Source organism: Alloalcanivorax mobilis, assembly GCF_002864685.1.
GTDB classification, from domain to species: Bacteria; Pseudomonadota; Gammaproteobacteria; order Pseudomonadales; family Alcanivoracaceae; genus Alloalcanivorax; species Alloalcanivorax mobilis.
On the sequence record NZ_NMQZ01000029.1, the window covers coordinates 1 to 24,055 of the forward strand.

Consider the following 24,055-nt stretch of genomic DNA (forward strand, 5'->3'; position numbering starts at 1 on the left):
AGAGAAGCGCCGGCTCCAGCCGATAACCGGGGACCAGCTTTGGCCAGGCCGGTTGCGCGTAGCGCAAGGCGTGCTGCGTGCCAGCGTGTTGCCCGCCATCCGCTAGGGGCAGCCGCTGGCGTCGCCGGCTTCGATGCGGGCGGTGCCGAGCACGTTGATGACCACTTTGCGCGCCTGGCCCCGATTGCAGATCAGGAAGTGGCCGTTCTGATAGAACAGATTGCCACGGGCACCGTAATGCAGTGCGGTGCCGCGAAAGCGGTTCCAGGTGAGAGTGGTATTCGGTGGCAATGTATAGCGTTCGATAATGTCGTCGGCGCCGATGGCGCCACCGCCGGGTGGCGTTGTTGCCAATAGCAGGCGTCGGGTGGTGCCGAACGCATCGCATCGGGAGTTGCCATCGCACAGCGATACCGGCCCCGAGGTGTAAGCCTCGGCGCGGGCGCGCTGAATCAGCCCGAGTACTCCGTTACTGGCGGCGATCACCCGTTGCCGGGGCAGCCATTGCCGGTTGAAGTGGCTGGTGCCCATCACCAGTACCGCCATCACCATCAGTGCCGCCAGCATTTCCAGCAGCGTAAAGCCTTTGACATCCATGTCGTATTTCTCCGGTCCTGAGCATCATTGCGTGTGGGGTGTCGCGAAGCACTCGTCCGGTCGGTGCAAGCGTGGCGACAGGGCAAGTCTAGCGGTCCCAAGCGTCTCGCCCTGTGTTACTGTTGCTCCCTTTCCTGTAATCCGAATGCGCTGATTTCTATGGCTGATGTGCTAATCGCCGGCGCTGGAATCGTCGGTCTTCTGAGTGCGTTTGAGCTGACAAAGCGTGGGCGTCGGGTGACCGTGATTGATGCCCCCGCACTGTATCCCCCGGCTTCCTGGGCGGGCGGGGGGATTCTTTCGCCCCTGTTCGCCTGGCGCTACGCCGACCCCATGAACCGACTCACCGTGGATGCCCCGGCCCGTTATCGTCGCCTGGTGGATGAGCTGGCCGGTCACGCCGGGCTTCGTGGGGATGACCTTAACGACAGCGGCCTGTGGGTGGCGGTGGGTGAGGCCGAGCGCGAGCGGGCCCTGGCCTGGGCCCGCCTGTGGGAGGTGCCATGCCAGCGGGCGGACGAGCACGAGCACCTGAGCGGCGCCGGACGGCAGCCGGGGTTGTGGTTTCCCGAGATCGGCAATATCCGTAACCCGCGTATGCTCAAGGCGTTGCGCTCCTGGCTGAGCCGGCGCGGCGTGCGTTTTCGCACGGCGGCGGTGAAGCGCATCGAACCACGACGTCGAGGCGCATCGTTGTGGCTCAGCGATGGCGAGTGCCTGACGGCGCCGGCGGTGCTGGTCAGCAGCGGGGCCTGGACGGCCGGGTTACTGGCGCCGCTGGGCGTGCGGCTGCCGTTGTTTCCCGCCAAGGGGGAGATGCTGCTCTACCGGCTGGCGCCGGGGCGGGTGCCGGCGATCATTCTCACCGAACAGGGCTACCTGATTCCCCGCGCGGACGGCGCGGTACTGGTGGGTTCGACCCTGGAGGAAGGGGAGGGCAGCCACTACCGTTCGGTGACCGGGCGCTGGGCCCTGGAGCGCAAGGCGGCGCGGTTGTTGCCGGAGCTGGCCGATCAACGGCCGATGGCTCACTGGGCCGGGGTGCGCCCCGGTTGTGCCCGGGGCTGGCCTTATCTGGGTGAAGTGCCGGGCTGTTCCGGGCTGTTCGCCGCCGCCGGGCACCACCGCAATGGCCTGGTGGCGGCGCCGGCCAGCGCCGAATTTCTGGCGCGGTTGATGTGCGCGGAAACGCCGTCGTTGCCGGTCGGGGATTACTCGCTCTCGTCGTCCTGATCGAGTTCCAGCTTTTTCAGCCGATAGCGCAGTGAGCGAAACGTCATGCCCAGTTTTTTCGCCGCGGCGGTGCGATTCCAGTGAGTAGCGTCCAGGGCTTTGAGAATTTCGTTTTTCTCGATTTCCTGGAGGTATTCTTCCAGCGGCAGTTGCGGATGGCGAGCGCTGCCCGCGGCGGTGTCCGCCGGGCCGTCGCTGGCACTGGGCAGATGCAGATGGCGCGGTTCGATGCGCGCGCCGTCGCACAGTGTCATGGCGCGCTCAAGAATGTTTTCCAGCTCACGAACATTGCCGGGGAACGGGTAGCCGGCGAGGGTGCTCAGGGCGTCCGCGCTGATCAGTGGCGCGCGGGTTTCCCAGGCGTCGCCGAGCCGTTCCAGCACGTGCTCAACCAGGGCGGGAATGTCTTCCCGGCGCTCACGCAGGGGCGGCACATGGGCTTCGATCACGTTCAGCCGATAGTAAAGATCCTGCCGGAAACGGCCGGCGCTCATCTCTTCGGCCAGGTCCCGGTGGGTGGCGCACAGAATGCGCAGATTCACCGGTGACTCGCGGGATTCGCCCACCGGCCGCACGGTTTTTTCCTGGATCGCGCGCAGCAGTTTGACCTGCATGTGCAGGGGCAGATCGGCCACTTCATCGAGGAACAGCGTGCCGCCATCAGCCTCGCGGAACAGGCCTTTGCGGTCTTCCACGGCGCCGGTGAAACTGCCTTTGCGGTGGCCAAAGAACTCGCTTTCCATCAACTCCGAAGGAATCGCGCCGCAGTTGACCGCCACGAACGCTTTGTCGTTGCGCGGCCCCAGTGAATGGATCAGGCGTGCCACCCGCTCCTTGCCACTGCCGGATTCGCCACTGATATAGATCGGTGCCTGGCTGCGCGCCAGCTTGCGAATCTGCTCCTTGAGCTGGCGCATGGCGGCGCTCTCGCCGATCAGTGACTGCTCCTGGCCGGACTCACCGAGCTGCGCGCGGCTGATGCCCAGGCCGTCTTCGATCAACTGGCGCAGGCGGTCCAGGGCCACCGGTTTGGCGATAAAATCGTAGGCGCCGAACTTCATCGCCTCGGTGGCGGTTTCCATGCTGCCGTAGGCGGTGATCACCGCGATCGGCATGTCCGGCGCGCACTTCATGGCGTGGCGAAGCAGGTCCAGGCCGGTGCCGTCACCCAGGTTCATGTCGGTCAGGCACAGGTCGAACGCGCGTTCATCCAGCAACTGTCTGGCCTGGCTCAGCGAGCCGGCGGCGGTGGCGTCGAGTTTCATCCGCCCGAGAGTAATGACCAGCAGCTCACGGAGATCGGCTTCGTCGTCGACGACCAGTACGCGGGGAATGGTTTCTGTCATTTTATTCGGTCACTCGAACTGTCGGTCCGGGTGGGCACAGGTTAGCACAAAGCGCGCACCGGGTTGGGCATCCTCGAAATCCAACGTTGCCTGGTTGGCCTGGCAAAGCTGGCGACACACGAACAGACCCAGGCCATTGCCCCGGTCACTGGTGGTATAGAAGGGTTCGAACAGGTGCGTTTGCGCCTCTTCGCTGACGCCGGGGCCGTTGTCACTGACGGTGATCCACGGCAGCCGGGTGCGATCATGCAGCCCATAGGCGACGCTGACACGACAGCGCTCGCCGCCATGGTGAAAGGCGTTGCCAATCAGGTTGTCGATGATCTGAATAAACTGGCTGCGGTCGAATCGTATCGCCAGCTCTTCGTCGTCGTGGACAATCACCAGACGGCCCCGATCGACGCCGCGCTGATACCAGCCGGAAGCCAGTTCCTCGAGCGCCGGCGCCAGCTCGAAGCGCTCCGCCTGGCTGCGCGCGCGCCGGGACAGGTCGAGCACGTCCGAGATAATGCCGTTCACCCGTTTCACGTGCTTACGGATAATCTCCAGCAAATGGCGGTCCTGATCGTCCTGCGCGGTGTCGCAAAGCAACTCGGTGGAATGGCTGATGGCGCTCAGCGGGTTGCGGATTTCATGGGCCAGGGTGGCGGAGAGCCGCCCCAGCGAGGCCAGGTTGAGCTGCTGGGCTTCCTGGGCAACGCGAGCGGTGTCCTCAAGAAACACCAGGGTCAGGGTTTCGTGCTCGGTTTCCAGGCGAGCGAAGCGGGTGGTGAGTTGCGGTGATTGCCGGGACACACGCAGCGTCGGTTGCGGCAGATGGGGAGCCTGCCGCCAACGCTGATGGCGCTGGCCGAGGGCGTCGGGCAAGGTGGCGCCGGCCATGGTGGCGGCGAAGAAACTGTCCGCGGAGGGGTTGGATTGCAATATCCGACCGTGATCGTCAAACACCATAACGCCGGTGCGCATGCGCGCCACGATCTGTTGATTGAGGGCTTCCAGGCGTTCGATCGCGACCTTCTGCCGCGCGGCGATGGTCTCACTGCGTTCCAACCGGCCGGCAATCTGCTGAATAATCAGAGACACCATGAAAAAGGCGATGCCCAGCAGTCCCGCCTCGGTCAACTGAAAGGGGTTTTTTTCGCCGGTCTGAATGGCGAAATAAAACTGCTCGAACATCACCGTCAGTGTCGCCAGCGCCGCGATCAGAAACCCCATGCGCCCACGCAGCAGAATATTGCCGGCCGCCACGGTGACCAGGAACAACACCGCCAGCCCGCCTTCCAGGCCGCCGTTGGTGTGCACCACCATGCCCAGCACCAGCATGTCGATGATCAGCGCCAGGGGCTGCGCCCAGGAGGGTTTGTGCAGTTTTTCCGCGTAGTCGATGATGCTGGAAGCGAGCGTCAGCGCCAGATAGCCGAACACCGTCAGTTCGAACAGGCGCGGCATATACTTGCCGAGCAGTTGTTGATCGCTGTGATACAGCCCCAGCAACACGATGGCGATGGCGATTCGGTAAACGTTGTAGATTCGCCCCGGTGTCCAGTTAGCGCTCATGGTGCTCCAGATACTGGCGCTGGTGGCTCTGGCAGCAGAAGCTCAGGCCGTTGTGCTGGAAGGCCTCATGCTCGGGCACATGCACGCCGCACTGCTGGCATTTCAGCATGCGCTGGGCCGTTGCCTTGTCTGGCTCGGCAGGACGGCGAGCATCACCATGGCGTGCCGGCAGCAGGCGTTTGGCCAGCCGCCAGATCAGATAGATAAGTGCCGCGAAAACCAGCAGCCGGATTAACCCCATAAAATCCCCTTTCGTTGCCGGCATGGCCGGTACCGGTCGAGCAGTCAGCGGCTACAGAGTACAATCAGCGCGGCAGCGAGAAAAGACAAAGGGGCGCGCCGCCCAGCGCGATCCCGGCTGAACCGATTCATGCCGCCTTGGCGGCGATCCGATTCGTTGATACAGGCCCACGACATGCGAGTAGTAATGGCCCAGCGCAATCCGCTGGTAGGGGATATCGAAGGCAATGCGCAAGCGGTGGTGGCCGCCTCCGGGGAGGCCCGTAACCTGCTTGGCGCCGAACTGGTGGTGTTTCCCGAGCTGATGCTGACCGGTTACCCGCCAGAAGATCTGTTGCTGCGTCCGAGCCTGAACACCCGCATCGACGAGGCGCTGGCCCACATCGGTGAAGCGATCACGGTGCCGGTGGTGGTGGGCTATCCGGCGGTGCGCAACGGCATTCGCCGTAATGCCGCCGGGGTGGTGTTCCCCGGTGAAAGCCGCCCGCGCCACGAGTATTTCAAGCAATGCCTGCCGAATTACCGGGTGTTCGACGAGAAGCGCTATTTTCAGCCCGGTGAGCAGAGCTGCCTGTTTGAACTGGCCGGCCAGACCCTGGCCCTGACGATTTGCGAAGACATCTGGAACGCCGCCCCGGCGGCCCAGGCCGCTGAAGCCGGCGCCACCTGCCTGATTAACCTCAACGCCTCGCCGTTTCGCGACGGCAAGCCCAGTGAACGTTTGGAGCAGGTGGTGGCCCGGGCCCGTGAAACCGGCCTGCCGGTGCTCTATTGCAACCAGGTCGGTGGCCAGGACGAGCTGCTGTTCGATGGCGCCTCGTTCGCCGTGGACGCCAGCGGTGCTCTGCGGGTGCAGGGCGCCAGCTTCGAGGAAGCCCTGGTGCCGGTGGATCTGACCGCCACCGGGGGCGCCCTGGAAGTGCGCGGCGAAACGCTGCCGGTGCCGGCCGGCGAAGAGAGTCTTTATCGGGCACTGGTGCTGGCGACCCGCGATTACGTCAATAAGAACGGCTTTAAAGGCGCCCTGCTGGGGCTTTCCGGCGGCATTGATTCGGCGCTGACCCTGGCGGTGGCGGTGGACGCGCTCGGCCCGGACCGGGTCGAGGCGGTGATGATGCCGTTCCGCTACACCGCCGCGATCAGCATCGAGGACGCGGAAAAGCAGGCCCGCGCCCTGCGCGTTGATTATCGGGTGCTGCCGATCGAGCCGGCCTTCAACGGTTTCATGGAGATCCTCGCCGAGCCGTTCGCCGGGCAGGACACCGACACCACCGAAGAGAATCTGCAGGCCCGCTGCCGCGGGGTGCTGTTGATGGCGCTGTCGAACAAGGGCGGGTCGGTGGTGCTGACCACCGGCAACAAGAGTGAAATGGCGGTCGGCTACGCCACGCTTTACGGCGACATGGCCGGCGGCTTCGCGGTGCTCAAGGATGTCTTCAAAACGTCGGTGTATCGGCTGGCGCGCTGGCGCAATCAGAAAGCCGGTGCCGAGATCATCCCCGAGCGGGTGATTACCCGGCCGCCCTCGGCGGAACTGGCTCCGGATCAGAAAGACGCCGATTCACTGCCGGATTACGATCAGCTTGATGCCATTCTGGAGCGCTATGTGGAGCAGGACATGAGCGCGGAGGCGGTGATCCGCGCCGGCTTTGATCGGGACGTGGTGTATCGGGTGGTCAAACTCACCGACCGCAATGAATACAAACGCCGCCAAGCCGCCGTCGGCCCCCGCGTCAGCCGCCGCGCCTTCGGCAAGGACCGCCGCTATCCGATCACCAATGGCTGGCGGCCGGGGGATTAGGGCGGCGGGGCCGCCCGGTCGGACGTCTAACGTCTGACGTCCGACGCTAAACCCGATGCTGCGGCGCTTAGTGTATTTCGACAGGTATCTTCAGGCCTGACAGGAAACACTCCCGCCGTTTCAGGCCTGGGTTAAGCGTCGGACATCAGACGTCCGACGTCAGACACTAAAGCAAATCAAACGTCAACAAACTCAGCAAACCGTTTTTCTCGTCCGGCCACCAGGCCAGGTCGACGTTGCCGTCGTCTTCCAGGTAGTCGTTGTCGGGCCAGCTGGCGGCCAGGACGTTGCGGCTCTTTTCGGCCAGTTCCGGGCGGTCCAGGCGCTGGTAACCCTTCACCATGATGGCCAGGGATTCCGGCACCGCCGGGGTGCCCTGGTAGTGCTGCACCACATACTGGGCCCGGTTGATGGCGGCGATGTAGGCGCCCCGGCGGGCGTAGTAGCGCGCCGCGTGCAGTTCATGCTGGGCAAGCTGATTGCGGATAAAGACCATTCGCGAGCGGGCGTCCGGGGCGTAATCGCTGTTCGGGAAGCGCGTCACCAGGCGTTCGAAGTCTTCGAAGGCATCCAGCGCCGAAGACATATCCCGGGAGGACTTGTCCGAATCCATCAGCGAGTCAAACAGCCCCCGTTCCATGTAATAGTTGGCCAGCGCCCGCATGTACAGGGCGTAGTCCAGGTTGGCATGGGCCGGGTAGTTGCGGATGAAGCGCTGCGCCGCGACCACCGATTCCGGGTAGTCACTGGTGCGGAAATGGGCGTAGATCAGCTCCAGTTGGGCCTGTTCGGCGTAGCGGCCATAGGGAAAGCGCGCCTCCAGTTCCTTGAGCTGGTCCACGGCGGTGATGTAGTTGTTCGCCTCCATGGACTGCACCGCCTGGCGGTACTGTTCCGCCTCGGTGCGTTCCGGGCTTTCCGTGGGCTTGCTGGCGCAGGCGCCAAGCACCAGGGCCAACATCAGGGGCCAAAGCAATCGTGACATTTTTTCCTCGGTACGACGGGGTACAATGGTCGGCTATTTAATCACAGGATGCGGTATGGGACATCTCGGCGGGGAGAAAATTCAGCGCACCGAGCGGGTTGGCGAACAACATGCCGGCGGCCGGCTCGACCAGGTGGCGGCGGAACTGTTCGACGGTTTCTCCCGCTCGCGCCTGCAGGGCTGGATCAAACAGGGCGTGCTCAAGGTCAACGGACAGCCCGCCCGGCCCAAGGACAAGCTGATTGGCGGCGAGGCCCTGAGTCTTGACGTGGAGCTGGCGCCGGAGATCGACGACCAGCCCGAGGCCATTGATTTGCCAGTGGTTTACGAGGATCACGACCTGATCGTCATCAACAAGCCCAGCGGCCTGGTGGTGCACCCGGCCGCCGGGCACGCCGCCGGGACCCTGCTCAACGGCCTGCTGCATCTGGATGACCGCCTCTCCAGCCTGCCGCGGGCCGGTATCGTGCACCGCCTGGATCGCGACACCACCGGGCTGATGGTGGTGGCGCGCTCCGTGGAGGCGCACACCGGGCTGGTGGCGCAGTTGCAGGACAAAAGCCTGTACCGCGAATACGAGGCCATCGCCGTCGGCGTGATGACCGGCGGTGGCACCGTCAACGCGGCCATCGGCCGCCACCCGGTGGACCGCAAGCGCCAGGCGGTGGTGCAGCACGGCGGCAAGACGGCGGTGACCCATTATCGTGTGCTGGATCGTTACCGCGCCCACACCCGCATTCAGGTGCGGCTGGAGACCGGCCGCACCCATCAGATCCGCGTGCACATGGCCCACCGCCGCTATCCGTTGGTGGGCGACCCGCTGTATGGTGGGCGTCTCAAGCAGCCGGCCGGCGCCACCGAGGCGCTTCGCGAAGCGCTGCGAACCTTTCCCCGTCAGGCGCTGCACGCGCGCAAACTCGGCCTGGTGCATCCGATCAGCGGCGAGTATCTGGAGTTCGAAGCGGCGCTGCCGGAGGATCTGCAAACCCTGATTCGCGTCCTCGAGGAGGACCGGGAGGCCTGAGATGCCCCTGCCCGACAGCAGCCAATGGATCTGGCCGCAATGGCGCCCTCATCCACGGGTACGGTGCGTGGTCACCACGCGCCTGGGCCGGCATTCGCCGGCGCCTTGGGCGGGTTTTAACCTGGGGCAGAATTGCGGCGACGATCCGGCGCGGGTGGAACTGGCCCGGCGCCATGTGCATAAGCGGCTGGCGGTGGATCATCCGCCGGCGTGGCTGGAGCAGGTGCACGGCGACCGTATTATCCAAGCCGGCGACCCGGACAGCCGCGCGGATGGTGTATGGACGCCGCAAGCGGGCTGGCCCTGCGTGGTGCTCACCGCCGATTGCCTGCCGGTGTTGTTGGCGCGCGCCGATGGCACCGCGGTGGCGGCGGTGCACGCCGGCTGGCGTGGTCTGCACGCCGGTATTCTGGCGCGCGCGGTGGAGACCCTGGCCCCCCAGGGGCAAACCCTCTCAGCCTGGCTCGGGCCGGCCATTTCCGCCAATGCCTACCAGGTTGGCGAAGACGTTCATCGCGCCTTCGTGTCGCTGGGGCCTGAGTATAAGAAAGCGTTCCGCCGCGATGGCAAGCCCGGCCACTGGCGATTCTCGCTCGCCTACGCCGCCACCCTGACGCTCAACGCCGCCGGCGTCGCCGATGTGTCCGGCGGTGACCACTGCACCGCCAGCGATCCGGTGCATTTCTACTCTTACCGGGCCGAGGGCCAGACCGGCCGGTTTGCTTCGCTGGTTTGGTTGGATGCGCTGGACGCTTGACGCCGGACGCCGGACGCCGGACGCCGGACGCCGGACGCTAAGATCAAAACCCGGGCCGAAGAGCATTGCGGCTACGCAAGAGCCTTTTGCGCGTCCCCATCGTTGCGGTGCCAGGGTTGAGCGTCAGGCGTCCGGCGTCAGGCATAAAACGCCAGACGCTAAGATCAAAACCCGGGCCGAAGAGCATTGCGGCTACGCAAGAGCCTTTTGCGCGTCCCCATCGTTGCGGTGCCAGGGTTGAGCGTCAGGCGTCCGGCGTCAGGCATAAAACGCCAGACGCTAAGATCAAAACCCGGGCCGAAGAGCATTGCGGCTACGCAAGAGCATTTTGCGCGTGCCCATCGCCGCGGTGCCAGGGTTGAGCGTCCGGCGTCCGGCGTCCGGCGTCCGGCGTCTGGCGTCTAGCGCCCGACACCCCCCACCTCTTGAATCCCTCCCCCTCTGACCACATTTAATGTTCAGTTTTTGAACAGTCGATGATGGCCGGTGCCCATCCGGGGTCGGCCATGATGCGAACAGGAGAATCTCCCATGAGAATGGACAAACTCACCGCCCGTCTTCAGGAAGCGATTGGCGAGGCGCAGTCGTTGGCGGTTGGTCAGAGTCACAGCGCCATTGAACCGGTGCATCTGATGCTGGCGTTGTTGCAGCAGAATGGCGGCGTGGCCGCGCCCCTGCTGGAGAAGGCGGGCGCCAATCCGGCGGATGTGGTGACGGCCTTGAAGATGGCCATGGATAAGCTGCCCACCGTCGGGCAGTTCAATGGCGATGTACAGCTTTCACAGAATCTGGGGCGGCTGCTGAATCTGGCCGACCGGGAAGCCCAGCAGCGAGGGGATCAGTACATCTCCACCGAAGCGCTGTTGCTGGCGGCCTGCGACGACAACGGCGACATCGGCAAGCTGATGAAGAACGCCGGCGTGCGCAAAAAAATCCTGGCGGAAAAAATTCAGGAAGTGCGCGGTGGTGAGCCGGTGGACGATCCCAACGCGGAAGATCATATGGAAGCGCTGAAAAAGTACACCACCGATCTGACCGCGCGAGCCGAAAGCGGCAAGCTTGATCCGGTGATTGGCCGCGATGACGAGATCCGCCGGACCATTCAGGTGCTGCAACGGCGCACCAAGAACAATCCGGTGCTGATCGGTGAGCCCGGCGTGGGCAAGACCGCCATCGTCGAAGGGCTGGCCCAGCGCATCGTTAACGGCGAAGTGCCGGAAGGGCTCAAGGACAAGCGCGTGCTGTCACTGGACATGGCGGCGTTGATCGCCGGCGCCAAGTACCGTGGTGAGTTCGAAGAGCGCCTCAAGGCGGTACTGAACGAATTGTCCAAGCAGGAAGGCCGGGTGATTCTGTTCATCGACGAGCTGCACACCATGGTCGGCGCTGGCAAGGCGGATGGCGCCATGGACGCGGGCAACATGCTCAAGCCGGCTCTGGCGCGCGGTGAACTGCATTGCGTGGGTGCCACCACGCTGAACGAATACCGCCAGTACATCGAAAAAGACGCGGCGCTGGAGCGGCGTTTCCAGAAGGTGCTGGTGGACGAGCCGACGGTGGAAGACACCATCGCCATTCTGCGCGGCCTGAAAGAGCGTTACGAAGTGCACCACGGCGTGGACATCACCGACGGTGCGATCATCGCCGCCGCCAAGCTGAGCCACCGTTATATCACCGACCGCCAGTTGCCGGATAAAGCCATCGACCTGATCGATGAGGCGGGCAGCCGCATCCGCATGGAGATCGATTCCATGCCCGAAGAGATGGACCGCCTGGACCGTCGTCTGATCCAGCGCAAGATGGAGCGCGAGGCCCTGCGTAAGGAAGCCGACGACGCCAGCCGAAAACGGTTGGAAAAACTGGAATCGGACATCGACGCGTTGGAAAAGCAGTACGCCGATCTGGAAGAAATCTGGAGCGCCGAGAAGGCGGCGTTGCAGGGTGCCCAACAGTATAAGGCGGATCTGGAACAGGCGCGGGTGGACATGGAGCAGGCGCGCCGCGCCGGCGACCTGAACCGCATGTCGGAGCTGCAGTACGGCGTGATTCCGGATCTGGAAAAGCGCGTTAAGCAGGCCCAGGAGCGCGAGGAAGCGGCGCCGGTGGAAACCCAGTTGCTGCGCAACAAGGTCACCGAAGAGGAAATCGCCGAGGTGGTCTCCAAGTGGACCGGCATTCCGGTGTCCAAGATGCTGGAGGGCGAGCGCGACAAATTGCTGCGCATGGAAGAGGCGCTGCACCAGCGCGTGGTCGGCCAGGATGAGGCCGTGACCGCCGTGGCCAACGCGGTGCGCCGGTCGCGGGCCGGCCTCTCTGACCCGAACCGCCCGAACGGCAGCTTCCTGTTTCTGGGGCCCACCGGGGTGGGCAAAACCGAGCTGTGCAAAGCGCTGGCCGGTTTCCTGTTCGACACCGAAGAGGCGATGGTGCGCATCGATATGTCCGAGTTCATGGAGAAGCACTCCGTGGCCCGGTTGATCGGCGCGCCGCCAGGCTATGTTGGTTACGAGGAGGGCGGTTATCTGACCGAAGCGGTGCGCCGCAAACCCTATTCCGTGCTGTTGCTGGATGAGGTGGAAAAGGCCCACCCGGACGTCTTTAACGTGCTGTTGCAGGTGTTGGAAGACGGCCGCCTCACCGATGGCCAGGGGCGCACCGTGGATTTCCGCAATACGGTGGTGGTGATGACCTCCAACCTGGGCTCGGATCTGATTCAGCGCATGGCCGGGCAGGGCGACTACGAGGCAATGAAGAACGCGGTGATGGAAGTGGTGGGCACGCACTTCCGTCCGGAGTTCATCAACCGGGTCGACGAAACCGTGGTGTTCCATCCGCTTGGCCAGGATCAGATCAAGGGCATCGCGGTGATCCAACTCGACTATCTGCGCAAGCGGCTCGCCGAAAGGGACATGCGGCTGACGCTCTCCGACGCTGCCCTGGACAAGCTGGTGGAAGCGGGCTTCGACCCGGTGTACGGCGCACGGCCGCTGAAACGGGCGATTCAGCAGCAACTTGAAAACCCGCTCGCGCAGTCGTTGCTGAAAGGCGAATTCGCCGCTGGCGACACCATCGCGGTGGACGTGGCCGATGGCGTTATGAGCTTCAGCAAGAGGTAAGGGCGTTACACGCAGCACGCTTCACGCACGCGCTTCGCGCGACAGGCAAAAGCCATCGTCTTTCGGCGATGGCTTTTTTTATTCATCGCGGATTAGCGAGAAATCTATGCGGGAGGTCTCTATCCGGGACGCGAATCTGTGTGGGTGCCTTCCGGGATCGCTCAAGCCGTCCATGGGCGCTCCCGTTTATGGCATCCCTGCCAAAAAGGGTCCCGGAAGGCACCCACACAGCCCCGCTTCGAGGTAGCGGAACCGTTCCGGGTACCAACAACGATGAACCATGTGGGGTAGAGGGATGCAAGTAGTGTGAACAGGCCCTAATTCAGATTCGCACCCCTTAGCAACGAAGCCGCTGTAGGAGCGATCCTTGATCGCGAACCGGCGCAGCCGGGTGGCGCCACAGCCCCCGCCAGACGTATTTATTTGCCGGCCGAAATCTGGAAGAACATCCCGTCCTGTTTATGAAGGGAGGCGGGAAATGGATGGCTCAGGAAGATCGCCGAAACGGGAACAACACTTGCCGCACCACCCCTTCGGGCACCCGGGTGCTGGCGCGGGTGCCGTAGCGGGCGGCGAGGCGGTTGGGCATGAACAGGGTGCCGAACAGTTTGTCGTAGATCGGCAGAAAGGCGGCGTAGTTCTTGTCGACCGCTTCGTCTTCGGAGGAATGGTGCCAATGGTGAAATTCCGGTGTGGCGATCAGCCAGCGCAGGCCGGGAAAGCGCAGCCGCACGTTGGCGTGAATAAAAATGGCGTGGAAAGAAATAAACACCAGGTAGGCGTACACCGCGGAAGGGGCAAAGCCGAGCAGGAAGATCGGCAGGTAACCGGCGAAGCGGTTCACCACCACTTCCAGCGGGTGCAGGCGCGAGGACGCCATCCAGTCCATTTGTTCGGTGGAGTGGTGCACGGCGTGGAACTTCCACAGCCAGGGTATTTCATGAAAGGCCCGGTGAATCCAGTAGCTGGCCAGGTCCACCACCACCAGAATTTCAATGAACTGCAGCCACAGAGGTTGGCTGGCCACCGCCTGTTGGAAGCCGATGTGCACCTGGTCGTGCAGAAACACCTGGATCGGGATCACCGTGAAGAAACTGATCAGTTGCAGGCCCACATGGCTGAACATGAAGTACTTCATGTCGGTGATCCAGCCCCGGCGCAGCACTTTCTGGTCGGGATTTTTGGCGTAGATCCGCTCCAGGGGAATGAACACCAGCGCCAGCACCAGCAGGGTGAGGATAAAGTAGTCGAACCCGGCGTAGAGGCTGCGGCCCTCAATGGGAGAGACCTCCAGCCGGCCCGAGCCGAGCAGCGCCGCCATGCAGGCGAGCACCATGCCGGCCAGGCCGTAGCGGCGGTCCGGGTGTCTGAACACGCTGATAAAGCCGGCCACGAAGGCCACCGCGATGCCGGCGAACAACACGCCGCGCAGCACGGTGGCATTATAGAAAGCGCGAAACTCCGGCGTGGTGAACAGCTCGGGGTAAAGAAAGCAGAAGCTTCCAAGCAAGGACAGCAGCGCCAGGCCGATGGAGACAGTGGCGCTGATTTTGCCCTGGCCTGGGGTCAGGTCCACCTCTTCGAACCGTTGTCGCAGATAATCCGTCATCGTCTTTGCGTTTCCTTGTCGCGCCACCCGCACGCGGGGGCCGGATGTCGGTAGTGTTTAGAGAGGCCGTGATAAGAGCAAGACAGTCGCGCGGCGCAGAGGTAACAAGGCGTGACCGTGGAGGTCGGTTCAGTTACCCGAGGCATCGCAGAATTCCAGGGCCTTGCGGGTATCGGCGAGCATCTTCTCGCGACGCGCCTGGTCGATCACCTCCATCGCGCCGGTGTCCGGATTCTTGATGCGCAGGGTGGGCCGGTTGGTGAGCAGGTCCAGATTTTTCCGTTGCTCGGCGCAGCGTTCTTGTCTGACCTGATCCGGATGGTCGCGCTCACGGGCCTCCTGGCGGGCCTGCTCGCTGGCCTGCTGGTCGGCGCGGGCGTTTGCCTGGCGGCGCTGCTCCAGGCGTTCCAGCTCGGCGGCCTGATCGGAACTGGCCTTGCCGTAGGTGCGCACCGCTTCGCTGGGGCGCTGCCCCTGCGGTGGTTTGCTGTCGTAGTGGGTGACGCCCTGATCGTCCACCCATTTATAGAACTGCTCGGCGAGAACGGGCGTGGTGCTGGCCAGCAGCAAGGCCGCCAGCAGGGTTCCGGTTGTTTTCATGATGTTGATCGCTTCCCCCAATGGAGCGTTTAGCATGCCCGCGCGGCTTCCCGATATGCAACCCGATGGGCGCGCGGGGCTTTGAAAGCGTCCGCATTTCTGACAATATTAGCGGGTCGCCGGGTTGCCCTTCAGGGATTCGGCGGTTTTCCGGAGATCGTGACCCGCGGATGCTTACCGGTATCTGTGAGGCCGGGACCCGGGGCATCGTTACCGCGATGTCCTACGCAGTATCACTGCACGCCCGTTCAAACACCGGTGCTGTCGATGGCCGCGAACGAGCAACTCCCTCTCCGTAATATCCAGCCTGTGTCTGTCGCCGGCCACCTCCGCGCGGACTTCGGGACACCCAAGTAAGGCGTCCCCGTCGCAGGTCCAACGAATCACGCAATCCCTGTCGTCGGGTTCCGGCGGCGTGAATGCTATTTGCCTATCGAGGTAGCAACCGTGGAAATGTTATCCGGCGCGGAAATGGTGGTCCGCGCGCTGCAAGAAGAGGGAGTGGAGTACATCTTCGGGTATCCCGGAGGTTCGGTACTGCATATTTACGATGCGCTGTTCCAGCAAGATAAGGTCAGCCACATTCTGGTGCGCCACGAGCAGGCCGCCACCCATGCCGCCGACGGCTACGCCCGTGCCACCGGCAAGCCCGGCGTGGTGATGGTGACCTCCGGGCCCGGCGCCACCAACGCCATCACCGGCATGGCCACCGCCTTCATGGATTCGATTCCCATGGTGGTGCTTTCCGGTCAGGTGCGTTCCGACTGGATCGGCGATGACGCCTTCCAGGAGACCGATATGATCGGCGTCTCCCGGCCGGTGGTGAAGCACAGCTTTATGGTGCGCGACCCCAAGGACATCCCGGAGATCGTCAAGAAGGCGTTTTATATCGCCTCCACCGGCCGCCCTGGCCCGGTGTTGATCGATATTCCCAAGGACCACACCGCGCCCAATAAGACCTTCCCGTTTGAGTATCCGAAGAAGGTCAAGATGCGCTCCTACGCGCCGGTCACCCGTGGTCACTCCGGGCAGATCCGCAAAGCGGTGGAAGAGCTGCTCAAGGCGAAGCGACCGGTGATCTACGCCGGCGGCGGGGTGGTGCAGGGCGAGGCCAGCGAAGGCCTCACCGCCTTGGCGCACAAGCTCAACTTCCCGGTCACCAATACCTTGATGGGGTTGGGTGGTTTTCCCGGTGAGGACAGGCAGTGTTTGGGCATGCTGGGCATGCACGGCACCTACGAAGCCAACATGGCGATGCACAGCGCCGATGTGATTCTGGCCGCCGGCGCCCGCCTCGACGACCGCGTGACCAACAACGTGAAGAAGTTCTGCCCGGGCGCCAAGATCATTCATATCGACATCGATCCGGCGTCGATCTCCAAGAACATTCTGGCGCACATCCCGATTGTCGGGCCGGTCAAGCAGGTGCTCGATGACATGCTTGAGATGCTCAACGAGCACGGCGGCGAACCGGACCAGAAAGCGCTGGAGCGCTGGTGGCAGGAAATCGAAGGCTGGCGGGAATTCCATGGCCTGCGTTACGAGGTCGATGAGAACGGCCAGATGAAACCCCAGCAGGTGGTCCAGGCGTTGTACAAGGCCACCAACGGCGACGCCTACGTGACCTCCGACGTGGGCCAGCACCAGATGTTCGCGGCCCAGTTCTACAAGTACAAGCGCCCCCGCCAATGGATCAACTCCGGCGGCCTGGGCACCATGGGCTTCGGTCTGCCCTCGGCGATGGGCGTGCAGTTCGCCTATCCGGATGCGGTGGTTGCCTGCGTCACCGGCGAAGGCTCGATCCAGATGAACATTCAGGAGCTTTCCACCTGTCTGCAATATGGCCTGCCGATCAAGATCATCAATATCAATAACCAGGCCCTGGGCATGGTGCGTCAATGGCAGGACATGCAGTACGGCGGCCGTCATAGCCAGTCGAACATGGAATCGCTGCCGGACTTCGTCAAGCTGGCCGAGTCCTATGGCCATGTGGGCATCCGCGTGGACCGCTTCGAGGATCTTGAAGGCGCCATGAACGAAGCCTTCAGCCTTAAGGACCGGCTGGTGTTCATGGACATCTACGTGGACCCCAACGAGCACGTTTACCCGATGCACATCGCGGAAGGCTCGATGCGTGATATGTGGCTGAGCAAGACGGAGCGCACCTGATGAGACGCATTATTTCGATTCTGATGGAAAACGAACCCGGGGCACTGTCCCGGGTGGTGGGCCTGTTCTCCCAGCGCGGCTATAACATTGAAACGCTCACGGTGGCCCCCACCGAGGACGAAACGCTGTCGCGCCTGACCATGACCACCAATGGCGATGACAACAAGATCGAGCAGATCACCAAACACCTCAACAAGCTGATTGAGGTGGTGAAGCTGGTGGATCTCACCGAAGGGGCCCACATTGAGCGCGAAATCATGCTCATGAAGGTGAAGGCCACCGGCGCCCAGCGCGCCGAGGTGAAGCGCACGGTGGACATTTTCCGTGGCCAGATCGTCGATGTGACCAGCACCGTCTATACGGTGCAGCTCACCGGCACCACCGACAAGCTGGAAGCCTTTATCAACGCGGTGGGAGAAACCCAGGTGCTGGAAGTGGTTCGCTCCGGCGTCTCGGGCATCGCCCGTGGTGAAAAAGTCCTCAGTCTTTAGTCGTTTCCCGACCACTCATCCGCCCCGAACGGGGCGGGTGAGACCCGCCCGCTGATCTCTCCCGCCCTTGATGCGCTACCTGTGTCCCCTGGTGGCCCGAGAGCGTCTTTTTTATTAACTGCATTCATGCACCCGGATTCACGGTATTCATTGGCGGAATAATGCCGCCTGCGCCTAGTCTTGGGGCTGGCCTTTTTTCCGGTGTTGGCGCGGTGGCGATGAACTTGCCGCCGGCAGCCGCACCTCGCAGAACAATAAGCAGGAGTCAGCGTGTCCGACGTTGCCATCGTTACCGGGCAGTCGCCCGCCGCCGAGCAGTCCCCTTCGTTTCACGCCGAGCCGGTTTACCAGGTGCTTGAAGACAGCGCCGCGCGGGTTCCCCAGGCCGCCGCCCTGAACTTCATGGGCGCGGTCATCAGTTATGCCGACCTGCTTGATCTGGTGCACAGAATGGCCCTCGGCTTGCAGAAGCTGGGAGTGGGCCCCGGCGTGCATGTGGGGCTGTTCCTGCCCAATACTCCCCATTACACCATCGCTTTTATGGCGATCCTGCGTGCCGGCGGCACGGTGGTGAACTACTCGCCACTGGACGCCGAGCGTACCCTGGCCCACAAGATCGAGGACAGCCGCACCGATATTCTGGTGACCCTGGATCTGGCCGAGCTGTATCCCCGCGTCGCCGGCTTCCTGGACAACACCCGCTTGAAAACCCTGGTGATCGGGCGATTCGCGGAGATGGCCGGCGCTCCGCAGACGGTCTCCGCCTCGTTGCAGGCGGCCGGGCGGTTGGCGTCGGTGCCCGAAGACGAGCGCCATTTGCGCTTCGACGCTTTACTCGACAACGACGGCGCCTTTCAGCCCCACGCGATTGAGGACCCGGCCAGCGAACTGGCGGTGCTGCAGTACACCGGTGGCACCACGGGCGCCCCCAAGGGCGCGGTGCTTACCCATGGCAACCTGAGCTGCGCCTGTCAGCAAATGCTGGCCGCTTTCAGGGATGATCTTGAGTATGGCAAGGAACGGGTGCTGGCGGTGCTGCCGCCGTTTCACATCTATTCCATGGTGGTGAACATGCTGTTTGGCCTGCGTTTGGGGGCCGAGCTGTTCGTGCACGCCCGCTTCGATGCCGAAGCGGTGCTGCGCGATATTCATGAACACCGCATCAGCGTGGTGCCGGCGGTGCCGACCATGTTCATCGCCATGATTCATTATCCGCAGGTGCACACACTGGATCTGACCTCGCTGAAAATGTGCAACTCCGGGGGCGCGCCGCTGCCGCTGGAGGTGCAGCAGCAGTTCCACCGGCTTACCGGCTGCCGGCTGGGGGAAGGCTGGGGCATGACCGAAACCTCCGCGGTGGGCACCTACACGCCCATGCAAGGCGAGCGCCCGCCACCGGGTTCCTGCGGTCGGGTGGCGCCGGGGGCGCGCCTGAAAATCGCGCCGCTGGACGGCGAAGGCACACTGGCGCGCGGCGACCGTGGCGAGATCTGCATCGCCGGGCCCAATGTCACCGAACAGTATTGGAATAACCCCGAAGCCACCGCCGCGGCGCTCACCGAAGACGGCTTTTTTCGCACCGGCGATGTCGGCTATCTGGACGCCGACGGTTACGTGTTCATTGTTGATCGCACCAAGGACATGATTCTGTGCAGTGGCTTCAATGTTTATCCGCGCACCATTGAAGAGGCGATTTACGAATACCCGGGAGTCGAAGAGGTGTCGGTGATCGGCATCCAGGATCGTTATCGGGGTCAGTCGCCGATGGCTTTTATCAAGTTGCGTGATGGTGCCGATGCGCCTTCTCTGGATGCGCTGAAGGCGTTTCTTGCTGATCGCCTCGGCAAGCATGAAATGGTGCAGGCGATGGAGATTCGCGAGGCGCTTCCCAAAACCCCGGTGGGCAAGTTGTCCAAGAAAGAGCTCTACGACGAGATGGCGACCTTTTCTCTCTGAGCCGCCATCCCGACCCCGACCGGCGCACCGCGGCGCGCCTTTTTCCCTGGAGAATAACAATGCAATTGAACAGGACCGTGCTCGGTCTGACGCTGGCCGCTTGCACGCTGATCGTCGGCGTGGCCGGCGCCAGCACCTTGCGTTTCGCTTCCGGTTATCCGCCCAATTCCATTCCCACCGCGGCGTTGAATCAGTTCAAGAAGAATCTGGCGAGTTACTCCGATGGCGAGCTCGACGCCAAGGTCTATGAGTTGTCTTTGCTCAATCTGATGGAAACCTCCGCCGGCGTCCGTGATGGCATGGCTGATCTGGGCATCGTGCTCACGCCGTACTTCCCGGCGGAGTACCCACGCACCAATCTGGTGGCGGAAATTTCTATGTCCCTGGAGCTGGGGGATCATTCGCCGAAGCAGGCCGGGCTGATCTACACCGGCGCCATGTCCGAGTTCATCCTGTTGCATTGTCCGGATTGCGTGGCCGAGTTCGGTCGCCAGAATCAGGTGTTTCTGGGCAGCGCCGCGACGCCGCCGTATTCGCTGCTGTGTCGCTCCGAGGTCAACAGCCTGGACGATCTCAAAGGCAAGCGGCTGCGCACCTCCGGCGCGCAATGGGCGCGCTGGGCGGAATCCGTGGGCGCCAATCCGATCACCATGTCGGTGAATGAAATCTACGAAGGGCTGAGCCAGGGCGTGGTGGATTGCTCGGTGCAGTCCACGCCGGAGTTGTCGGTGTTTCGCCTGTTCGAGGTGATCAGCTCGATCACCCTGAACTACCCCGGGGGCGTGTTTGGCGGGGTCGGCGCCAGTAACGTCAATGCCGATACCTGGCGCGGTCTTGAACCGCAACAACGCCAGGCGCTGCTGCACGCCTCGTCGGATTTGTCCGCTTATTTCAGCTGGGGCTATGAAACCGCCGGCGTGGCCAACGAGGACACCGCCCGCAAGCAGGGCATTACCATTATCGAGCCCGACAAGGCCATGAAAGAGACCAATCGGGAATACATCCGCGCGGACCTGGCCAAGATCGCCAAATCCTATGAAAAGCAGTACGGGGTCAAGGACGGCGCGGCAATGATCACCACGTTCCGTGGCCTTCTGGATAAGTGGCAAGGCCTGATCAACGATGTGCAAAGCGCCGACCAGCTCGCTGATATTTACTGGAAAGAAGTGTTCTCGAAAGTCGATGTGAACACCTACGCTGACTGATTCGCCGCGCTGGCCCGGTCCGGCGCGGTCAGTGCAGTTGTGACCAGAACGCCTCGATGAGCGGATCGTCGAGGCGTTTTTCCAGTGCGAACAGACCCAGTTCATAAGGCTCCAGCGCCGGGCGTACATCCAGGGTGCGGGTGCGTGCCGCCAACGGGCTGTTGTCGAGCACGATGCGCGGCGCCACGCCAACGCCGAACCCCAGGCTGACCATGCTGACAATCGCCTCATTGCCGCTGACCTGGGCGTAGATGAGCGGGCGCAGCCCGAGCGCCTTGAACCACTCGTCCGCCCGTTGCCGGGCCAGGCCCTGCTCGGAAAGAATCATCGGAATTTCCCGCCAGGCCTGGGCGCTGGCCGGCCCCGACAGGCTCTCTTCCAGGCGGGGCTGATCCGCCGGGGCGATAAACAGCAACGGCGAGCGCAGGATCGGCCGGAACGCCACGCCACGGGGCAGGGTGTCCGGACGGGCGCCGATCGAGATGTCTTCCCGGCCGCTCATCACCCGTTCCACGGCGTGGGCGGGGTCGCCGGTGTGCAGCTTGATCTCGATGCGCGGGTAGTCGTGGCGGAACGTGCTGAGGATGTCATACAGGAAGCTGTAGCTGGCGGTTACCGAACAATACATGCTCAGCTCGCCCTGCAGTTCCCGGCCACTTTCCTGCATGGCGTGGCGCAGGCTGTCCCAGTTCGAGAGCGTCTCGCGGGCGTACTGCTGAAATCGCAGCCCCTCGCGGGTCAGTTGCACGCTGCGGTTATCGCGCTGGAACAGCGTTACCCCCAGCTCCGCCTCGAGCTGTTTGATGGCGCGGCTGAGGGCCGAGGGGCTTAGATGGCAACGCTCGGCGGCGCGGCCAAAATGCAGGGTTTCGGCGACGGCAAGAAACAGCCGCAGCGGACGGACGTCCATGGTGTTCTCAAAATCGGCATACAGTGTTGCGAATATATCATTTTACGCAACGCAGGGGATCGCCTATGTTGATCGGCGATAACGTGCCGGGATGCCGGCGCCCCCGCTTTCACTACTTCAATCCAGGGCGAGACCATGCAAGTTTACTACGATAAGGATTGCGACCTTTCCATCATCCAGGGCAAGAAAGTGGCCATCGTTGGCTACGGTTCCCAGGGCCACGCTCACGCCAATAACCTGAAAGAGTCCGGCGTTGACGTGACCGTGGCGCTGCGCGCCGGCTCCGGCTCCGCCGCCAAGGCCGAAGCCGCTGGCCTGACCGTGAAAAGCGTGCCCGACGCGGTCAAGGCCGCCGATGTAGTGATGGTGCTGGCCCCGGACGAGAACCAGGCCGCCATTTACGAAAACGAGATCGAGCCGAACCTGAAAGAAGGCGCCACCCTGGCGTTCGCCCACGGTTTCTGCATCCACTACAACCAGATCGTGCCGCGCAAGGATCTGGACGTGATCATGATCGCGCCCAAGGCGCCGGGTCACACCGTGCGCACCGAATTCACCCGTGGCGGTGGCATTCCCGATCTGATCGCGATCTTCCAGGACGCCTCCGGCATCGCTAAGGAACTGGCGCTGTCCTACGCTTGCGGCATCGGCGGCGGCCGCACCGGCATCATCGAGACCACCTTCAAGGATGAAACCGAAACTGACCTGTTCGGCGAGCAGGCGGTACTGTGTGGCGGCACCGTGGAGCTGGTGAAAGCGGCGTTCGAAACCCTCACCGAAGCCGGTTACGCCCCGGAAATGGCCTATTTCGAGTGTCTCCATGAGCTCAAGCTGATCGTCGACCTGATGTACGAAGGCGGCATCGCCAACATGAACTACTCGATCTCCAACAACGCGGAGTTCGGTGAGTACGTGACCGGCCCCGAGGTGATCAACGATCAGTCCCGGCAGGCGATGCGCAATGCGCTCAAGCGTATCCAGAACGGTGAATACGCCAAGATGTTCATCAGCGAGGGCAGCTCCAACTACCCGAGCATGACCGCGCGCCGTCGCAATAACGCCGAGCACCCCATCGAGCAGGTCGGTGAGAAGCTGCGCGGCATGATGCCCTGGATCAAAGCCAACCAGATCGTCGACAAGAGCAAGAACTGATTAGGGTCGCGGCACCGGAAGCCCGGTGCCCGGCGAATCACCAAAAACCGCGCCCTCCGGGGCGCGTTTTTTTTGGGCGACGCTGCGTTAGACTAGGGATCACCGATCCACTGGCGAGACACCATGGCTGAACCTGAAGAACCGAAAACCCAGACGCCCACCCCGGACACCTTCGAGGTGGTGGAAGCGGAGCAGCGCACCGGAGCCCGCCACAAGGGGGTCTACCTGCTTCCCAACCTGTTCACCACCGGCGCCCTGTTCGCCGGCTTCTACGCCATCGTCGCGGCGATGAACGGCCTGTTCGAGAACGCCGCGGTGGGGATCATCGTGGCGGGCATCCTGGACGGCCTGGACGGCGGTGTGGCGCGTTTGACCAACACGCAGAGCAAGTTCGGCGCCGAGTACGACTCGCTGTCCGACTGCGTCGCCTTTGGCGTCGCCCCGGGCCTGGTGGCGTACTCCTGGGGGTTGTCCGAGTTGGGCAAGTTCGGCTGGATGGCGGCCTTTATCTATGTCGCCTGCGCGGCGCTGCGGCTGGCGCGTTTCAATGTGCAGGCGGAAAGCACCGACAAACGCTTCTTTATCGGTCTGCCCAGCCCCACCGGCGCCGGCCTGGTGGCGACCATGGTATGGCTGGGGGCAAGCCGGGGCATCGATGGCACCGATGTGTCCTGGCTGGTGGCGTTCGCGGTGGCCGGCGCCGGGTTATTGATGGTGTCGTCGGTGCGTTACCACTCTTTCAAGGAATTTCATATTGGTCGCGTACCGTTCAAGGTGCTGCTGGGCGTGATCGTGGCGTTCGCCATCGTATTTCTTGATCCGCCATTGGTGTTGCTGACGGTGGCGGTGATTTATGTGGTGACCGGCCTGCTGCTCAACCTTTGGCAGTTGCGTAAACGGTAGCGGCGGGCTGAGTGGTATCGGCAAAGGGCGCTTCGGCGCCCTTTTTGGTTGCCGCCGGCGGGCCGGCCGTGATCGTCATGGGCCCGGCGTGCCGGGAGCGCACGAATTTCTCCGGCGGCGTCTCTGACGGCCTCGGGCGGGTGGTGAAATATCACTCTAAACGACTGAAAATTAAGCGATACAGCCCTCTGAAGGCGGCATAACGCGGGGTGTCGCTCAAAAGGTGACCGTTCAGTTAAAAAGTGATGAAAAAAGTGTTGACGGTTCCCCGCAAATCTCTAGAATGCGCCCCCACAACGACGGCACACGGCGACACGCCAACGGCCAGTCGGGAAGCGAAATCAGCGCTTCCAACGCTCTTTAACAATCAGGCAAGCAAACGTGTGGGACCTGTTTGGAGTAGA

At 63.1% G+C, this 24,055-nt stretch carries 19 protein-coding genes; 11 read left to right on the forward strand and 8 right to left on the reverse strand.

All coding sequences use genetic code 11. The features are described from left to right. Nucleotides 1-102: 102 nt before the first annotated feature. The gene (locus tag CGS25_RS13740; protein ID WP_101675820.1) at nt 103-597 is read right to left on the reverse strand and encodes a GspH/FimT family pseudopilin; all 495 of its coding nucleotides are present in this window, start codon (nt 595-597) and stop codon (nt 103-105) included. Nucleotides 598-756: 159 nt separating this feature from the next. Here CGS25_RS13740 and CGS25_RS13745 point away from each other — a divergent pair, with 159 nt between their 5' ends. Beyond that, a complete protein-coding gene (locus CGS25_RS13745; RefSeq protein WP_101675821.1) occupies nt 757-1,830 on the forward strand; it encodes an NAD(P)/FAD-dependent oxidoreductase in 1,074 nt (357 codons plus the stop codon). Here the strand turns inward: CGS25_RS13745 and CGS25_RS13750 are convergent. Genes CGS25_RS13750 through CGS25_RS13760 form a run of 3 tightly spaced genes read right to left on the reverse strand, consistent with a single transcriptional unit; the run spans nt 1,809 to nt 4,974 of the window. Next, a complete protein-coding gene (locus CGS25_RS13750) occupies nt 1,809-3,176 on the reverse strand; it encodes a sigma-54-dependent transcriptional regulator (protein WP_101675822.1) in 1,368 nt (455 codons plus the stop codon). The two genes, CGS25_RS13745 and CGS25_RS13750, sit on opposite strands and share 22 nt — an antisense overlap. Before the next feature lie 9 nt (nt 3,177-3,185). After that, a complete protein-coding gene (locus tag CGS25_RS13755) occupies nt 3,186-4,733 on the reverse strand; it encodes a sensor histidine kinase (protein ID WP_089033137.1) in 1,548 nt (515 codons plus the stop codon). After that, a complete protein-coding gene (locus tag CGS25_RS13760) occupies nt 4,723-4,974 on the reverse strand; it encodes a PP0621 family protein (RefSeq protein WP_089033136.1) in 252 nt (83 codons plus the stop codon). Before CGS25_RS13760 ends, CGS25_RS13755 begins: the two co-directional genes overlap by 11 nt. Before the next feature lie 174 nt (nt 4,975-5,148). Between CGS25_RS13760 and CGS25_RS13765 the strand changes: the two genes are divergently transcribed. Next, entirely contained in the window at nt 5,149-6,774 is a 1,626-nt protein-coding gene (locus CGS25_RS13765; protein WP_101675823.1) for an NAD+ synthase, read from the forward strand. 166 nt (nt 6,775-6,940) lie between these two features. Here CGS25_RS13765 and CGS25_RS13770 read toward each other — a convergent pair whose 3' ends face one another. Further along, a complete protein-coding gene (locus CGS25_RS13770; RefSeq protein WP_089033134.1) occupies nt 6,941-7,759 on the reverse strand; it encodes an outer membrane protein assembly factor BamD in 819 nt (272 codons plus the stop codon). A 55-nt stretch (nt 7,760-7,814) separates the two neighbouring features. On the opposite strand from CGS25_RS13770, the gene rluD reads away from it, so the two are divergent. The 3 genes from rluD to clpB all read left to right on the forward strand — a co-directional run bounded on the left by rluD (nt 7,815) and on the right by clpB (nt 12,656). Next, the gene (gene rluD, locus CGS25_RS13775) at nt 7,815-8,783 is read left to right on the forward strand and encodes a 23S rRNA pseudouridine(1911/1915/1917) synthase RluD (protein WP_089033133.1); all 969 of its coding nucleotides are present in this window, start codon (nt 7,815-7,817) and stop codon (nt 8,781-8,783) included. A gap of 1 nt (nt 8,784) precedes the next feature. Further along, complete coding sequence (gene pgeF, locus CGS25_RS13780; RefSeq protein WP_089033132.1) at nt 8,785-9,540, forward strand: peptidoglycan editing factor PgeF; 756 nt, start codon at nt 8,785-8,787, stop codon at nt 9,538-9,540. Nucleotides 9,541-10,070: 530 nt separating this feature from the next. After that, nucleotides 10,071-12,656 carry an ATP-dependent chaperone ClpB gene (gene clpB / locus CGS25_RS13785; RefSeq protein ID WP_101675824.1) on the forward strand — a complete coding sequence of 862 codons (2,586 nt, stop codon included), beginning with the start codon at nt 10,071-10,073 and terminating at the stop codon, nt 12,654-12,656. Between the two features lie 487 nt (nt 12,657-13,143). Here clpB and CGS25_RS13790 read toward each other — a convergent pair whose 3' ends face one another. Both CGS25_RS13790 and CGS25_RS13795 read right to left on the reverse strand, forming a co-directional pair. Next, nucleotides 13,144-14,265, reverse strand: coding sequence for a sterol desaturase family protein (locus CGS25_RS13790; protein ID WP_101675825.1), 1,122 nt, complete (start codon nt 14,263-14,265; stop codon nt 13,144-13,146). Nucleotides 14,266-14,394: 129 nt separating this feature from the next. Continuing rightward, complete coding sequence (locus tag CGS25_RS13795; RefSeq protein WP_101675829.1) at nt 14,395-14,865, reverse strand: DUF4124 domain-containing protein; 471 nt, start codon at nt 14,863-14,865, stop codon at nt 14,395-14,397. 447 nt (nt 14,866-15,312) lie between these two features. On the opposite strand from CGS25_RS13795, the gene CGS25_RS13800 reads away from it, so the two are divergent. The 4 genes from CGS25_RS13800 (at nt 15,313) to CGS25_RS13815 (ending at nt 20,686) form a co-directional block, all read left to right on the forward strand. Next, entirely contained in the window at nt 15,313-17,034 is a 1,722-nt protein-coding gene (locus CGS25_RS13800; protein ID WP_101675826.1) for an acetolactate synthase 3 large subunit, read from the forward strand. Next, nucleotides 17,034-17,525 carry an acetolactate synthase small subunit gene (gene ilvN / locus CGS25_RS13805; RefSeq protein ID WP_089033127.1) on the forward strand — a complete coding sequence of 164 codons (492 nt, stop codon included), beginning with the start codon at nt 17,034-17,036 and terminating at the stop codon, nt 17,523-17,525. Before CGS25_RS13800 ends, ilvN begins: the two co-directional genes overlap by 1 nt. 270 nt (nt 17,526-17,795) lie before the next feature. Further along, nucleotides 17,796-19,481, forward strand: coding sequence for an AMP-binding protein (locus CGS25_RS13810; RefSeq protein ID WP_232802415.1), 1,686 nt, complete (start codon nt 17,796-17,798; stop codon nt 19,479-19,481). 59 nt (nt 19,482-19,540) lie between these two features. Beyond that, nucleotides 19,541-20,686, forward strand: coding sequence for a C4-dicarboxylate TRAP transporter substrate-binding protein (locus CGS25_RS13815; RefSeq protein ID WP_101675827.1), 1,146 nt, complete (start codon nt 19,541-19,543; stop codon nt 20,684-20,686). A 28-nt stretch (nt 20,687-20,714) separates the two neighbouring features. On the opposite strand, the gene ilvY is transcribed toward CGS25_RS13815, so the two are convergent. Further along, a complete protein-coding gene (ilvY, locus tag CGS25_RS13820) occupies nt 20,715-21,596 on the reverse strand; it encodes an HTH-type transcriptional activator IlvY (RefSeq protein ID WP_101675828.1) in 882 nt (293 codons plus the stop codon). A gap of 135 nt (nt 21,597-21,731) precedes the next feature. On the opposite strand from ilvY, the gene ilvC reads away from it, so the two are divergent. Both ilvC and pssA read left to right on the forward strand, forming a co-directional pair. Beyond that, complete coding sequence (ilvC, locus tag CGS25_RS13825; RefSeq protein WP_089033124.1) at nt 21,732-22,748, forward strand: ketol-acid reductoisomerase; 1,017 nt, start codon at nt 21,732-21,734, stop codon at nt 22,746-22,748. Between the two features lie 123 nt (nt 22,749-22,871). After that, entirely contained in the window at nt 22,872-23,651 is a 780-nt protein-coding gene (pssA, locus tag CGS25_RS13830; RefSeq protein WP_089033123.1) for a CDP-diacylglycerol--serine O-phosphatidyltransferase, read from the forward strand. Nucleotides 23,652-24,055: the final 404 nt, after the last annotated feature.